The sequence below is a fragment of the Geobacillus uzenensis genome, assembly GCF_002217665.1.
In the GTDB taxonomy this organism is placed as follows: Bacteria; Bacillota; Bacilli; order Bacillales; family Anoxybacillaceae; genus Geobacillus; species Geobacillus subterraneus.
The window spans coordinates 142,917-156,549 of the sequence record NZ_NEWL01000006.1; the positions used below are offsets into that span (position 1 = coordinate 142,917).

Annotated in this window: 16 protein-coding genes; 1 reads left to right on the forward strand and 15 read right to left on the reverse strand. The window is 54.4% G+C overall.

The genetic code is table 11. From position 1 onward, the window contains the following. Positions 1-276 precede the first annotated feature (276 nt). Together B9L21_RS08115 and chrA are read right to left on the reverse strand one after the other, a co-directional pair. Positions 277-495, reverse strand: a complete 219-nt coding sequence (locus tag B9L21_RS08115; protein ID WP_225995638.1) for a hypothetical protein — start codon at positions 493-495, stop codon at positions 277-279. 25 nt (positions 496-520) lie between these two features. Further along, positions 521-1,723: a chromate efflux transporter gene (gene chrA / locus B9L21_RS08120; RefSeq protein WP_063165943.1), complete on the reverse strand. Its 1,203-nt coding sequence runs from the start codon at positions 1,721-1,723 to the stop codon at positions 521-523. A gap of 72 nt (positions 1,724-1,795) precedes the next feature. Between chrA and B9L21_RS08125 the strand changes: the two genes are divergently transcribed. Continuing rightward, the gene (locus B9L21_RS08125) at positions 1,796-2,299 is read left to right on the forward strand and encodes a QueT transporter family protein (protein ID WP_063165944.1); all 504 of its coding nucleotides are present in this window, start codon (positions 1,796-1,798) and stop codon (positions 2,297-2,299) included. Between the two features lie 188 nt (positions 2,300-2,487). Here B9L21_RS08125 and B9L21_RS08130 read toward each other — a convergent pair whose 3' ends face one another. From B9L21_RS08130 to B9L21_RS08195, 13 genes are all read right to left on the reverse strand, one after another. Continuing rightward, complete coding sequence (locus B9L21_RS08130; protein WP_225995639.1) at positions 2,488-2,667, reverse strand: hypothetical protein; 180 nt, start codon at positions 2,665-2,667, stop codon at positions 2,488-2,490. Next, positions 2,664-3,665, reverse strand: a complete 1,002-nt coding sequence (locus tag B9L21_RS08135; protein WP_172796443.1) for a multidrug resistance efflux transporter family protein — start codon at positions 3,663-3,665, stop codon at positions 2,664-2,666. The genes B9L21_RS08130 and B9L21_RS08135 overlap by 4 nt, the downstream gene beginning before the upstream one ends. A 454-nt stretch (positions 3,666-4,119) precedes the next feature. Continuing rightward, positions 4,120-5,319 carry an ABC transporter substrate-binding protein gene (locus B9L21_RS08145; RefSeq protein ID WP_063165946.1) on the reverse strand — a complete coding sequence of 400 codons (1,200 nt, stop codon included), beginning with the start codon at positions 5,317-5,319 and terminating at the stop codon, positions 4,120-4,122. A 131-nt stretch (positions 5,320-5,450) separates the two neighbouring features. Then, the gene (locus tag B9L21_RS08150) at positions 5,451-6,158 is read right to left on the reverse strand and encodes an ABC transporter ATP-binding protein (protein ID WP_063165947.1); all 708 of its coding nucleotides are present in this window, start codon (positions 6,156-6,158) and stop codon (positions 5,451-5,453) included. Beyond that, the gene (locus tag B9L21_RS08155; protein WP_063165948.1) at positions 6,151-6,915 is read right to left on the reverse strand and encodes an ABC transporter ATP-binding protein; all 765 of its coding nucleotides are present in this window, start codon (positions 6,913-6,915) and stop codon (positions 6,151-6,153) included. The genes B9L21_RS08150 and B9L21_RS08155 overlap by 8 nt, the downstream gene beginning before the upstream one ends. 2 nt (positions 6,916-6,917) lie before the next feature. After that, positions 6,918-7,955, reverse strand: coding sequence for a branched-chain amino acid ABC transporter permease (locus tag B9L21_RS08160; RefSeq protein WP_063165949.1), 1,038 nt, complete (start codon positions 7,953-7,955; stop codon positions 6,918-6,920). Beyond that, positions 7,955-8,818 carry a branched-chain amino acid ABC transporter permease gene (locus tag B9L21_RS08165; RefSeq protein ID WP_063165950.1) on the reverse strand — a complete coding sequence of 288 codons (864 nt, stop codon included), beginning with the start codon at positions 8,816-8,818 and terminating at the stop codon, positions 7,955-7,957. Before B9L21_RS08165 ends, B9L21_RS08160 begins: the two co-directional genes overlap by 1 nt. A gap of 61 nt (positions 8,819-8,879) precedes the next feature. Beyond that, complete coding sequence (locus tag B9L21_RS08170) at positions 8,880-9,461, reverse strand: TetR/AcrR family transcriptional regulator (protein WP_063167355.1); 582 nt, start codon at positions 9,459-9,461, stop codon at positions 8,880-8,882. Positions 9,462-9,481: 20 nt separating this feature from the next. Beyond that, positions 9,482-10,651, reverse strand: a complete 1,170-nt coding sequence (locus tag B9L21_RS08175; RefSeq protein WP_063165951.1) for a thiolase family protein — start codon at positions 10,649-10,651, stop codon at positions 9,482-9,484. A gap of 102 nt (positions 10,652-10,753) precedes the next feature. After that, a complete protein-coding gene (locus tag B9L21_RS08180) occupies positions 10,754-11,158 on the reverse strand; it encodes a MaoC family dehydratase (RefSeq protein WP_063165952.1) in 405 nt (134 codons plus the stop codon). Next, the gene (locus tag B9L21_RS08185) at positions 11,155-11,604 is read right to left on the reverse strand and encodes a MaoC family dehydratase N-terminal domain-containing protein (protein ID WP_063165953.1); all 450 of its coding nucleotides are present in this window, start codon (positions 11,602-11,604) and stop codon (positions 11,155-11,157) included. Before B9L21_RS08185 ends, B9L21_RS08180 begins: the two co-directional genes overlap by 4 nt. An 18-nt stretch (positions 11,605-11,622) precedes the next feature. Beyond that, positions 11,623-12,387 (reverse strand): 3-oxoacyl-ACP reductase FabG, encoded by a 765-nt coding sequence (fabG, locus tag B9L21_RS08190; protein WP_063165954.1) that lies wholly within the window; start codon positions 12,385-12,387, stop codon positions 11,623-11,625. Positions 12,388-12,423: 36 nt separating this feature from the next. After that, positions 12,424-13,602 (reverse strand): acyl-CoA dehydrogenase family protein, encoded by a 1,179-nt coding sequence (locus tag B9L21_RS08195; RefSeq protein WP_063165955.1) that lies wholly within the window; start codon positions 13,600-13,602, stop codon positions 12,424-12,426. Positions 13,603-13,633: the final 31 nt, after the last annotated feature.

Here is a 13,633-nt window from a genome sequence, read left to right on the forward strand (position 1 = left end):
CCTCTTTTCACTAACCTTCTAAACTTGGGGACACGGCTGTTGACCCGTTTAAGCCACCTCTTGTTGACTGAGCCAACCTGTCTGACGTTCACGCAACGGAAACAAGCACTTGTCCCCATATCGGTAAAGAGATTTGACACAGCGGTGAAAAATCCTTCTTTTCACCAAAGGAAAAGAGGAGGGGGCAAACAAAAAACGGACGAATCTTTCCTGTTAAGATCCGTCCGCATGTCCGTCAATTCAGCTCCAGCAACAAGGAGAGACCGTTCCGTTGACTTAGCGATTCGCTGGCTTGCTTGCTGTTCCAGCAACGAACAGCCGCAGCGACCAAAAAGCGGCGAGCACGATGGCCAACGCGATCATCATGCGGCCGAGCGCGTTTTGTTGGCTGAGCAAGTAGCTGTTGCACACGCGCGCCGGCACAGCTAAATACAGCCAACCCATGACAACGAGCATCGAGATGACATTCGCATGAACAACGCCGAGGAAATACACCCAAACGTCCGCCAGGCATCAAACATTAACCGAACAACGCGCGAAGCCACCCGCCGACGAAGGAAACAAGAACAACCGCCCACGCCGGCCACTTCCAAACGGCAAGCAAAAGAAAGGCGACGAGGACAAACGCGAAATCGGCCAGCTCGTTCACCGCTTTTGTCCAAATCGGATCATACAGCGCCGCGAGCAAAATCCCGACGACAGCGGCGTTAATGCCGGCAAGCGCCGCTTGGAAGCGCGGCTGACGGCGAAGCCAGTGCCAAAACGGAAAAGCGCCGAGCACAAGCAAAAAGGACGGAAGAAAAATCGCTGCCGTAGCCACGAGCGTGCCTTTCCAACCGAACGCAGCCATTCCGATGTACGCAGCAAACGTAAACAGCGGCCCCGGAACGGCTTGCGCGGCGCTGTAACCGGCTAAAAATTGATCGGCGGTGACCCACCCTTGCGGCACCACTTCCGCTTCCAAAAGCGGCAGCACGACATGCCCACCGCCAAACACGAGTGCCCCGGCGCGGTAAAAGCTGTCAAACAGCGCCCAAAGCGGCGAATGAACCCAAGCGCGGGCAAGCGGCAGCGCGACAAGCAGCACGGCAAACAAGGAAAGCAACAGAAAACCGGTGGAACGACGAATAAAAGGAGGGATGCCCACCAAAGACGGTTCGAGTGTTTTTCGCCGTCCGATCGCGCCGATGGCCCCTGCGATGGCAATCACCGTCACTTGGCTCCATGCCCCCGGCATGAGAAGCACGGCGATCGCCGCTGCGACCGCAAGCGTTGCCTCAAGGCGGCCGGCAGCGAATTTGCGCGCCATCTCCCATACCGCCTGAGCGACGACCGCGACAGCCGCCAACAGCAAGCCGTGCATCCAGCCCGCCTCTCCCAAAGAAGCATGTTGCAGCCAGACGGCAACCAAACTAAGCGCAACCGCCGATGGCAATGTAAACCCAAGCCAAGCCGCCAGCGCCCCCCAGACGCCGGCGCGCATCAGCCCGATGCCGATGCCGACCTGGCTGCTGGCCGGGCCAGGGAGAAATTGGCAAAGAGCGACGAGGTCGGCGTACGTTTTGTCGTCGATCCATTTTTTTCGTTTCACGTACTCTTCATAAAAATAGCCAAGATGGGCCACCGGACCGCCAAACGACGTCAAGCCAAGGCGAAGTGCCGTGATCCCGACCTCAAAGACGGAGCCGCGTCGGTCTCCTGCCCGTCGATTCTTTGCAGTCATGGATTCTGCTCCTTTCGTTCACGAGATGGTCATGCTACAATCATATCATCATTCACGAGAGGAGAGAAGATGATGAACGTTCGAACGATGGCGACCAACGGTTTGATCGCCGCCGTGTACATCGCGGTGACGGCGCTCATTCAGCCGTTTGGCTTTACGAATATTCAGTTTCGCGTATCAGAACTATTGAACCACCTCGTCGTATTTCGCCAAACATACGCCATTGGCATCGTGCTTGGTGTCTTTTTCGCCAATTTATTTTTCTCGCCGATTGTTGCGTATGACCTCGTATTCGGCGTCGGCCAGTCGGTGCTGGCGTTTCTGATCACGATCGTTTCCATGCGCTATATCAAGAACGTTTGGGCGCGTATGGCGGTCAATACGTTGTCGTTTACCGTTACGATGGGTCTCATCGCCCTTGAACTAAAACTCGCGCTCGGCTTTCCGTTTTGGCTCACATGGCTGACGACGGCCATCGGCGAATTTGTCGTTATGGCACTCGGCGCGCCGATCATGTACGCTGTTGGCCGCCGCTTAGCGCCGGAGCTGTTCAATTCCGCCCATCAAGGCCGTTAGCAGCCCCCTTGCGCCTCAGGCAGGGGGCTCGCTTCATTCGAAAGGCGCATTCCTCGTAGGCCCGCAAGGAAAGCCTTGATCAACCGTACGGGCTTTCCATATCCATTTTGATTACGGCATCGAACGAACAGCCCATTCAATGACCAGCGACATCACAGCAAGCAAGATGACTCCCGCCGTCGTGATCTTCAGCGCCCCTCGCCATCTTGGCGATAGGCCCCGCCCCGCCCGAAGAACAGCAAGGCCGATCGCGATTCCGCCCCCCACATGAAAAGGCCCGCCGGGGTGACAAGCTGACGCCAATCGCTGATCCAAGCGCAGATGATAAGCGTCTGGCAGACAAGCAGGATGCACACGATGATTCTCATCGTTCTCCCCCTATGCGCTTGAGACGCCGAGCTGTTGAAATCGGCAGCGACGGGTGTTTGACCGTCCTTGTCGATTCGAAACTATGCCAGCAAATCCCGATGATGATGACGGCCAAACCAACGAACGCCCATCCGTTTGGAAGCGGAGCGGACAAGAACAGCGCTTCGCCGATGACGGCAAACATGACTTCCGCGGACTGCGTCGCTTCCACAGCGGCCAGTTTCCGTTCGTTCCCTTTTGCCCGATCGGTAGCAATAAAAAACAACGTCGTCGCAATGACCCCGGAACTCATGGCCACGATGAACGACTGCATCGTTTGCCCCGCCGACGGCACCCCTGATGTCAGCCAGCCCATCAACGCGACAATCAGCCAAAACGGCAGACTGGCCATCGTCATCCCCCATACGCGTTGAAACGCATCAAGGCGCCCGGCGCAATGTTCGATCATTTTCCGATTGCCAAGCGGATACGCAAACGCGGCAATCAGTACAGGAAAGACCCCCAACACGATTTCATTCCATGCGAGATGGCCTGCTTGCTGGAACTGGATCAGAACGACGCCGAACAAAATCAAAAGCGAAATGAAGAGCGCCCGTTTTTCAATCGGACGGCGCACGGACATCGTTCCGTTTTGCGTTTCAATGGTTTTCGTAAACAGCGGGCTAAGCAGAACACCAGCCACAATCGTGCACTGCCATGTCCCAGCCACAAGCCACCCCGGCCCGTAGGCAGCCGCGTAGGTGAGCGGCGCGTAAAACAAGCCGAATCCGACCGTCCCCCAGGTGATCCACACCCGCGGATGGCGCTTGATGTCATGCCAAACCGGGCCGATGTTGCGGCGGAACAGAACGATGGCAAACAGCAGCGGCACCATAAAGAAAAAGCGAAGCGATGAACTCCACAGCCAGCTGCCGCCAGCTAATTCCATGGACCGATTCAAGATGAACGTGACGGCAAAAAAGAACGAAGCGACAAGCCCGATGGCCATTTCCCTCATCATTCCCATCCCCTTCGCAATGTCACAGAACAGTTTTATTGTATCTTATTATTCGAAATTTTCCTATTTGTTTTATTGATTATTTAGAACATAGTTTTATTTAATAAGATAACGGTTATTTTGTCCATTTTTCTCAGCAGCAAGCCATAAAAAAGGCGCCCACGCAAGAAAGTGGACGCGCGTTGATGATAGTTTGTTGGCCAGCATCAGCGGGACGCCGTCATTTTGGTTCCAAACCGACGGGAAGTAGTTGAGCGCCGACATACGGCGCAACTCCGATCGTAAATCCCGGCCGTTTGAAGCGCAGGACAAACCGGTTCTTTATAGCCGCCGCTCGGGTTTTTTTGCGGTTTGACCAGCACATACCGTGTCATTTTCAAAACAAGGAGCGCGAGCTGCTAGTCGCGCTTCGTCCGTGCGGCGTCCTGATGGAAATGCCAGTAAATAGATCGACTTATTTCTTTAGCTCGATCGGCACAACTTTGCCATTTTCCACTGCTGCAACAATAATTTTTGATTCAAAGCCGCCGTCATCGCCAACCTTCGGAACGACATACACTTGCTTGTCTTTCGGGATGTTTTTCAACCCTTCATTCATATGTTCGCGAATAGCGGCGGGATCATCGACCGTGCCAGCCGCCTTCATCGCTTCGACAAAGGCGTAAAGAGCCAAGTAGTTATAGGCAGACTCCGAGCTTGCTTCGGCATTGTACTTCGCCCGGTAGTTTTCCACAAACTGCGGGGCTCCCGGCTCTTTCGACTCAACGAGCGGCATGACGCCGATCGCGCCCTCAAGCATCTCGTAAGAGCCGACGACCCGCTTCATTTCATCCAACTTCGCCTGGTCCATGACAATAAAGCCGCCTTTAAAGCCAAGTTCGCGCGCCTGTTTCACCACTTTCGCCGTCGGCTCCGACGGTCCGCCGATAAACAAGACATCCGGCTTTTCTTTTAACGCGTTCGTGATGATCGTGAAGAAATCGGTGTCTTTCGTAAAGTCAATTGATGTGTTATAGACCACTTCTCCGCCTTGCTTTTCCCAATATGGCAACAGTTTTTCCGTCCAGTCTTTCCCGTATTGCGTCGCTGTCGGCAAGACAGCCAGCTTTTTACCAAACCGCTTCATCACATAATCGGTAAATGTCGGAATGTAGCCATCATAACGCGGCGGGATGCGGATCGTCAGCTTGTTGCCGGTCTGTGTGATTTTCGGCTCACTCGTATAGGCCGCGATAAGGAAATTGTCCGTTTGGTTGAACACTTGCAACGCCATGACCCCACCGCTGTGCGGAGTGAAAATGATCGGCGTATGATGTTCTTGGACAAGCCGTTTCGCATTGGCGGCTGTTTCATTTGGCAAATATTTATCATCTAACGACACCACATTGATTTGATAGGTCTTTCCGTTGACTTCAAACCCGCCGTTTTTATTGATTTCGTCCGCCGCCATCTTCACGCCGTTTAACGTCCGTTCCCCGTAGTAGGCGGCCGGACCGCTAAGCGGTCCGCTGTAACCGATATTGACGACGTTGTCGCCTCCACCTCCATTACCGCTTTTGGCATTATTGTTTGTTGTCGGGCTGTTGCATGCCGCAAGCATCAACGCCATGACGGCCGTCATCATGGCCGCGATCGGCCATTTTCTTTTTTTCATTCCGCTCCCCCCTATTTTTATTCTAAAATATATTTGGATGAATAAGTGCCGCGACCGTGGTTCACCTCCTTTCAATGCAGGCGCATCGCTTGCTTTCGCCCGCGAAATACGCCATTCGCGGCAATCGCTTGTCATGTTCCAATGTACGCCTTGCGGACATCGTCGTTGGCGAGCAGCTCCTCCGCTGTTCCTGAAGCAACGATCGTTCCATTTTCAAACACATAGCCGTGATGAGCGATGGACAACGCCGCATGGGCGTTTTGTTCGGCGAGCAAAATCGTCGTCCCCTCTTGATTGATTTGTTTAATCGTGGCAAACATTTGCTCGACAATGAGCGGAGCGAGTCCAACCGACGGTTCATCAAGCAAGAGCACCGCGGGACGCGACATTAGCGCGCGGCCGATGGCAAGCATTTGCTGCTGGCCGCCGCTTAGCGATCCGGCTGGCTCGTTTCGTTTTTCATGCAAAATCGGGAACAGCTCGTATACATGTTCCAGCGAGCGGCGGATGCCTTCCTTATCTTTTCGGTGAACATACGCGCCCATAAGCAAGTTTTCGTATACGCTCATGCGGACAAACAGCTTGCGCCCTTCGGCGCATTGCACGATGCCGCGCTGAACGATCCGGTCAGGCGGCAGCGAGTCAATGCGTTCGCCATCAAGGCGGATTTCCCCTTGCACCGGTTTATGCAGCCCGCTGATCGTGCGAAACAGCGTGCTTTTCCCAGCCCCGTTGGCGCCAAGCAACACCGCGATTTCCCCCGGCTTAACGAAAAACGTCACATCGCGAATCGCCGTGAAGCTGCCGTAGCGGACAGATACGTTCGTCAACTCAAGCAACGGTGCTCCCCCCTAGATACGCTTGAATGACCGCCTCGTTGTTTTGCACTTCTTCCGGCGTCCCTTCGGCAATTTTTTCGCCGTAATTGAGCACCATAATGCGGTCAGCGATTTTCATAATCATCGACATTTTATGTTCAATGAGACAAACTGTCAGGCCGCCCTTGACCATTTTGACAATCAGCTCTTCCAACCCTTCCGTTTCGTCCGGGTTGACGCCGGCAGCCGGCTCGTCAAGCAGGACGAGTTCCGGATCGGTCGCCAAGGCGAGCGCAAACGCCACCCGCTTCTTCTGCTCCTGCGACAGGTTAGCAACGAGCCGATCCGCCACATCGGTGAGCCCAACAAAGTCGAGCACTTCCATCGCCTTTTCTTTGCATGCCTGTTCCTCGCGGCGGTGCCGTTTTGTGCGCAAAATGGCGTCAAACACATTCGATGTGGTGCGCAGCCGATGGCCGATGATGACGTTGTCCATCACCGTCGACTGTTCAAACAAATGGGTCGTTTGAAACGTGCGGGCGATGCCGAGCTTCGCCCGTTCATTCGCCGGCAGGCGGGTAATGTCGCAGCCTTTAAACGTAATCGTGCCGGATGTCGGCCGGTGCAAGCCGCTAATTAAATTGAAAAACGTCGATTTCCCGGCGCCGTTCGGGCCGATGATGGCGTTTACTTTCCCCTGTTCGACGGAAAACGTGACGTCATTGACCGCCAGCAACCCGCCAAACCGTTTCGTCAACCGTTCGACGTGCAAAAACATGGTTATCCCTCCTCTACGTGCCGTTCGCTCCGTCCTTGGCGCGAGGCCGCCAGTTCAGCAGCGGTCCGGTTCGCCCTCTGTTCAAGGCGGCGCACCTCTGCACGTTTCGCCTGATAACGGATGAAGCCGCCGGCAATGCCGTGCGGATAAAAGATGATCAAAAGCGTCAACACCGGGCCAAAAATGAGCATTCGGTAGTCTTGCAAAAATTGCAGCTGCTGGGATAAAAACGTAATGAGCAGCGTGCCGACGACCGGTCCGGCAAGCGTGCCGATGCCGCCGACAAGCAAGTACGTTAAAAAGTCAAACATGACGGTGACGTATGCGATATCCGGGCCGAGAAAGCGAATGAATGACGCATACAGCGCTCCGGCGAGCGACGTAAAAAAGACGGACAGCACAAACGAGGCGAGCTTGTTTTTCATCGTCGAGATGCCAAGCGTCAACGCGAGCTCTTCACTGTTGCGAATGGCGATATACGTCCTTCCCGTCAGCGAATCAACGAGCCGGTACATCACAAACATGACCGCAAGCAAGAAAAACAAAACCAAATAATATTGGGCGACCGGCGTCTGAAACGACAGCGGTCCGATGTCGCCTGGCGCCGGAATGCCGATAAAGCCGCGCACTCCGCCGGTCAAGCTGTCCCATTTATCAATCACTAAATAAATGATATACCCGACACATAGCGTATAAATGGCGAAAAAATGCTCTTTCGTCCGCAAGGCGACAAGGCCGATCACCAGGCCTAGCAGCGATGTGAATGCGCACGAGAGTACGAACGCCCACCAAAACGGAAGCCCAACTTTCACGGTCAAAATGCCGAGCGTATAGGCGCCAACGGCAAAAAATCCAGCGTGGGCAAGGGACAAATAACCGGTATAGCCAGCAAATAAGTTCAACCCGTAAACGGCGATCATCCAAATAAAGGAGATCGTCATCATGTGCAAGTAATAGCCGTTGGTCACAAGCAGTGGGAAGGCGAGTGCCAACGCCGCGAGAACAGCAAGCCATAGGCGTCGTTTTTCGAAAACGGCCATCAATGTCCCTCCTTGGCAAACAGTCCGTTCGGTTTGACCGTTAAAATGATGACAAGAATGACAAAAGCAATAATGTCTTTATAGTCATTTGACACGTATGTCGCCCCTAAGCTTTCACTAAATCCTAAAATATAGCCGCCGACAATCGCGCCAGGAATGCTCCCCATGCCGCCGAGAATAATGATGACGAACGCTTTCAAGATGACGAGATGACCCATGCCGGGAAACACGAGGTTGATCGGCGAAGCGAGCGAGGCGGCGAGCGCTGCCAAACCGCCGGAAAGAAGAAACGTCATCATGGCGACTTTGTTCGTGTTAATGCCGACTAAATTCGCTCCTTCGCGGCTTTGTGCCATTGCGATGATCGAAGCACCGATGAACGTCTTTTTCAAGAAGAGGTAAAGCAAGATCATGATGACAACAGTGGATGCGATGATGAGGATGCGTTGAACCGTGAGCGTCAAGCCGAAAACGGTGATGACATTGCCGTATGGCGTCGGCATCGTTTGATAGTCCGCCCCCCAGACGTATTGGGCGAACGCTTCCAAAAACAGCAAAATGCCGATCGCCGCAATTTTATCATGAAGCGGCGGCGCGTCGCGAAGCGGATAAAACACCAACCGCTCCATCAAGACGCCAAGCAGCCCGACCGCCACCATCGACACGACAATGGCAAGCCCATACGGCAGCCCAGCTTGACTCATGGCGGTGAGCGTGACATAACCGCCCATCATATACAGCGCGCCGTGGGCAAAGTTTGGGATATGCAAAATGCCGTAGACGAGCGTTAAGCCTAAGGCGACAAGGCTGTAAACGCTTCCAACCGTCAGGCCGTTTAACAGCTGCTGGATAAACAATTCCATCCCGATCCCCCTTATCTCGTGCATTGGAAGCGGACGAGCCGCCCTAACGGTTCGATGGAGTCTACTCTTTTGGCCGTTCCTCCGCCCGAATGCCGTTTAAAATTAAGTCGACGTAAATGTCGGTTAATTCCTCTTCCGAAACGCCTTTGCCCGGTTGAAACCAGTAATAGCTCCAATTCGTGATGCCAAGCAGGCCGAACGTGATCATTTCCGCATGAAGCGACGGCTTAAATTCGCCGCAGGCGACCCCTTCTTGAATGAGCTGTTCATACTGCTTGCGGAACGCCCGCCGCTTCCCGAGGATTTCCTCCAAATGGTCATCGGCCAAGTGCCGCATCTCGCGGAAGAAAATGCGGGCGCTTTTCTTCCGCGTGCGAATGTTGCGAATCACCATATAAACGATCGCATGCAACTTTTCTGTGCAGCTCTTCTCCGGCTCCTGCAACAGGCGTGTCTGCTGGTCAAGCAAATCCTCGATATAGGAGATGCATATATCGCGCAGCAGTTCTTCTTTGCTTTTGTAATAGTAATAGAACGCTCCTTTTGTTGCGCCGACCGCTTCAACGATTTCCTGTACGGACGTTTCTTTAAACCCTTTGCGTTCAAACAGCTCAATGCCGGCTTCCATCAGTTTTTCTTTCATCATCGATTGTCTCCATGCGCTCAAACTCGTTCAATGATCGTCGCGATTCCTTGGCCGCCGCCGATGCACGCCGTAATGAGGGCGTATGTCCCGCCGCGGCGCTTTAGTTCATACACGGCTTTCGTAATCAAAATCGCGCCCGTCGCGCCGAGCGGATGGCCGTGGGCGATGGCGCCGCCATTGACGTTCACTTTTTCCGGGTTCATCTCAAGTTCGCGGTCACAGGCGATCACTTGTGCGGCAAACGCTTCATTGATTTCGATGATGTCCATCTCATCAAGCGTCAGTCCAGCTTTTTCAAGCACCTTTCTCGTCGCCGGCACCGGACCGATGCCCATAATGTTCGGATCGACCCCGGCGACCGCATGGGCGCGGATGACGGCAAGCGGCGTCAAGCCGAGCTGCTCCGCTTTTTCCCGCGACATGACAACGAGTGCTGCAGCGGCGTCATTGAGCCCTGAACTATTCCCCGCTGTCACCGTGCCGCCTTCTAAAAACGCCGGCGGCAGTTTCGCGAGCGCTTCCATCGTCGTGTTCGGGCGCGGGTGTTCATCTGTGTCAAAGACAAACGGCTCCCCTTTTTTCACCGGGACGGTAATCGGCACGATTTGTTCGGCAAACCGCCCTTCTTGCATAGCGCGCGCCATGCGCTGCTGGCTGCGCAAAGCGAAGGCGTCTTGTTCTTCGCGGCTGATGCCGTATTTTTTCACTAAATTTTCTGCCGTGATGCCCATCGGCGGATCGCCAATCTCTTTTGGCGACAACTGCGATTTGCGGAAGCTTGGCGGCGTCGAGCTGTACGGTTTTTCCGGGCGGTCCATCAAATACGGCGCACGGCTCATGCTTTCCACTCCGCCGGCGATATAGACGTCCCCATCGCCGGCCCAAATGGCTTGCGCCGCTAAATTGACGGCGTTAATGCCTGAACCGCATTGACGGTCGACGGTCAGCCCGGTCAACTCAAGCGACAGCCCCGTCTTAAGCGCCGTCAGCCGGGCAATGTTGCCGCCGCCGCTTAAGACATTGCCCATGATGACATCATCAACAAGCTCCGGACCGATGTTGGCCCTCCGCATCGCTTCTTTGATTACTTCCGCTCCGTAAACGTGCGCCGGCAACGTCGCCAAGGCGCCCCCTTGGCGGGCGATGGCCGTTCTTACGGCGGATACAATGACGGCATCCCGTTTCATTGTCACTCCTCCTTATCTTTTTTCAACCGGACGCAACTTGCGCGCCTTTTGAAGCGGGGGAGGACGATCATCCCCCGCTTGCTCCTTGGGCGGAAGAGCCCTTTACTCATACAGCGAAAAGACCGCTTCGCCTTTGATGACTTCCTTGCCGTGCTGGTTGACGGCGGCGACCATAAACCGGATCGCTTTGTCATCCTTTTCTTTGACCGTTGCTTTTAACGTGACGACATCGTTTAAAAACACCATTGATTGAAAACGGACGAAATAATCTTGGACAAACCCTTCCTCGTAATACGGGGTGAACAGCTTCGCCAAGTTGCCCATCGTCCACATGCCGTGGGCGATAATCCCCGGCAGGCCGGCTTTTTTCGCTTCGTCGTCGATCGTATGAATCGGGTTGTAGTCGCCCGACGCTCCGGCATATTTGATTAAGTCAAGCCGGGATACAGGCGGAAGCGTCACCTCGGGAAGCGACTGCCCGACTTGCCATTCGCGAATCGTCGTCATACGCTCATCGCCTTTCTAACCGCCTCATTGATAATGATCGTCGAGGTGGAGGTAAATAAGAGATTCCCGTCAGCGTCTTCGCCGTTGTTGGCGATCACTAAAAAGCCGAGCTGGCCCATGCTGCTTTGTTTTTCGTAATAGTCTTTGACCTCTGCATAGCAGTACAGCTCTTCGCCGACAAACAGCGGGCGCTTATAATGGAAGCGCTGCTCGCCGTGGATCAGTCCTTTTGCCGGCAATTTCAACCCTTCGATCACACCGTAGTCAAACACGCGCGGGAACGTCGGCGGCGCGATGTTACGCCCGTAGCGCGATCGTTTCCCTGTCTCTTCGTCCCAATAAATCGGGTTCAAGTCGCCGATCGCTTCGGCGAATTTTCTCACCGCTCCGCGCTCGACAACGTTTTTCACTTTCGCCGATCGTTTTCCGATATCATTTTGATACATGACCCGTTCCCTCCGCCTTCAGCATTTCGGGCCGCCGGCGACATATAGCACTTGGCCGTTGACGAACGATGATTGTTCGTCGGCGAAAAATGCGACCGCGTTGGCGATATCTTCCGGGCGGCCGCTTCGTCCGACCGGGATGGTGGCGACGCTTGCCTGAATGAGCTGCTCAAACGAAATGCCAAGCCGCTCGGCGGTCGCTTTCGTCATATCGGTTTCAATGAATCCCGGCGCGACGGCGTTCGTTGTAATGCCGAACTTGCCGAGCTCAATCGCCAACGTTTTCGTAAACCCTTGAATGCCGGCTTTCGCCGCCGAATAGTTCGCCTGGCCGCGGTTGCCGAGCGCCGAGGTCGATGAAACGTTGATGATGCGGCCGTATCCTTTTTCGACCATATATTTTTGCGCGGCGCGGGCGCAATAAAATGCCCCTTTCAAATGAACGTCCATGACCGTTTGCCAGTCGTCGTCCGTCATTTTAAACAGCAAGTTGTCGCGGATGACGCCGGCATTGTTGACGAGAATATCGAGCGAGCCGAACCGTTCGACCACTTCTTGAATCGCCGTTTCCACTTGTTCGCGGTCAGTGACGCTCACCACTTTGGCGTAAACGTCATACCCGTTTTCCCGCAGCTCGGCTGCTGTTGCTTCAAGCGCCTCCGCGTTTAAGTCGATGAACGCCACTTTGGCCCCTTCTTCCGCAAAGCGGGTAACAATGGCCTTGCCGATGCCGCGGCTCCCCCCCGTCACAAACGCCACTCTTCCTGCAAACCGTTGGCTCATGTTTTTTCTCCTCCCTTTTCGGTAACGCTTTCATTTTTAGAGAAACTGCCCAAGCTTGACGTGTCCTTTAATTAAGTTGCGGGCGATAATCAGCCGTTGAATTTCATCGGTGCCATCGTAAATGCGCCATAACCTCGCCTCACGATACCAGCGCTCGATCGGCATCTCTTTCGTATAGCCCATGCCGCCATGAATTTGCATGACGCGGTCAACGACGCGGTTGCCCATATTCGCGCCAAACAGTTTCGCCATCGAGGCCAAATGGCGGTTGTCTTCCCCTTGGTCGAGCGTGAATGCCGCATTGAGCACAAGCCATTTTGCCGCTTCAATTTCCACTGCCGAATCAGCGATCATCCATTGAATCGCCTGTCGTTCCGCGATCGGCTTGCCGAACGTGACGCGCTCTTTCGCGTAATCGATCGCCATTTGCAACAGCCGCTCCGCCGCTCCAACCGCACGGGCGCCGACGACCCAGCGGGCGTAGCCGATCCACTCAAGGCCGAGCTTGTAGCCGTGGTGCAGCTCGCCTAAAATGTTTTCTTCCGGCACGCGCACGTTTTCAAAAATCAAGCTGGCCGGTGTTGACGGTCCCATCGTATGTATCGGCTCAGAGCGCCAGCCCATGTCGCGGTCGACGATAAAGCACGTTACCCCTTCGCGCCCGTTTGTCGCCTGATGCCGCCGTTTGTCGGTAATGGCGATGACCATAACGAAATCAGCGTCATTGCCCCCGGTGATAAACGTTTTTTCCCCATTTAGCACCCATTCGTCCCCGTCTTTGACCGCCGTCATTTTAATGTTGCGCGTATCCGACCCTGCGCCCGGCTCGGTCATGGCAAAGCACGATTTTTTCTCGCCGTTGATCGTCGGGATTAAATATTTTTTCTTTTGTTCTTCATTGGCGTAATACAAAATGTTGTCCGCCGACCCGCCAAACTGGAACGGAACGAGCGTTTTTGCCACCTCCATGAGCACAATCGCCTGCATGACATGGCCGAGATTCGCGCCCCCGTATTCCTCCGGCGTGTTGATCCCCCAAAAACCTGCTTCCTTCGCCTTTAATTGCAGCTCTTTTAATTTCTCCGGCGCAAGCCCCGGCTTCCCTTCCCGCTCATTGCGCAAGACGTCATTTTCTAGCGGCATCAATTCTTTTTCGACAAACTTGCGAATCGCCTTTTGAACCATGCGCTGCTCATCGGTTAAGCGCAAATACATCATTGTCCCCCCTGTTTTCGTTGCACTTTGA

Bases quoted from the DNA above. Each gene is read 5' to 3' on its own strand.
- chrA (WP_063165943.1), bottom strand. From the start codon at position 1,723: ATGACTGCAAAGAATCGACGGGCAGGAGACCGACGCGGCTCCGTCTTT.
- B9L21_RS08125 (WP_063165944.1), top strand. From the start codon at position 1,796: ATGAACGTTCGAACGATGGCGACCAACGGTTTGATCGCCGCCGTGTAC.
- B9L21_RS08130 (WP_225995639.1), bottom strand. From the start codon at position 2,667: ATGAGAATCATCGTGTGCATCCTGCTTGTCTGCCAGACGCTTATCATC.
- B9L21_RS08135 (WP_172796443.1), bottom strand. From the start codon at position 3,665: ATGAGGGAAATGGCCATCGGGCTTGTCGCTTCGTTCTTTTTTGCCGTC.
- B9L21_RS08145 (WP_063165946.1), bottom strand. From the start codon at position 5,319: ATGAAAAAAAGAAAATGGCCGATCGCGGCCATGATGACGGCCGTCATG.
- B9L21_RS08155 (WP_063165948.1), bottom strand. From the start codon at position 6,915: ATGTTTTTGCACGTCGAACGGTTGACGAAACGGTTTGGCGGGTTGCTG.
- B9L21_RS08160 (WP_063165949.1), bottom strand. From the start codon at position 7,955: ATGGCCGTTTTCGAAAAACGACGCCTATGGCTTGCTGTTCTCGCGGCG.
- B9L21_RS08165 (WP_063165950.1), bottom strand. From the start codon at position 8,818: ATGGAATTGTTTATCCAGCAGCTGTTAAACGGCCTGACGGTTGGAAGC.
- B9L21_RS08170 (WP_063167355.1), bottom strand. From the start codon at position 9,461: ATGAAAGAAAAACTGATGGAAGCCGGCATTGAGCTGTTTGAACGCAAA.
- B9L21_RS08175 (WP_063165951.1), bottom strand. From the start codon at position 10,651: ATGAAACGGGATGCCGTCATTGTATCCGCCGTAAGAACGGCCATCGCC.
- B9L21_RS08180 (WP_063165952.1), bottom strand. From the start codon at position 11,158: ATGACGACGATTCGCGAATGGCAAGTCGGGCAGTCGCTTCCCGAGGTG.
- B9L21_RS08185 (WP_063165953.1), bottom strand. From the start codon at position 11,604: ATGTATCAAAATGATATCGGAAAACGATCGGCGAAAGTGAAAAACGTT.
- fabG (WP_063165954.1), bottom strand. From the start codon at position 12,387: ATGAGCCAACGGTTTGCAGGAAGAGTGGCGTTTGTGACGGGGGGGAGC.
- B9L21_RS08195 (WP_063165955.1), bottom strand. From the start codon at position 13,602: ATGTATTTGCGCTTAACCGATGAGCAGCGCATGGTTCAAAAGGCGATT.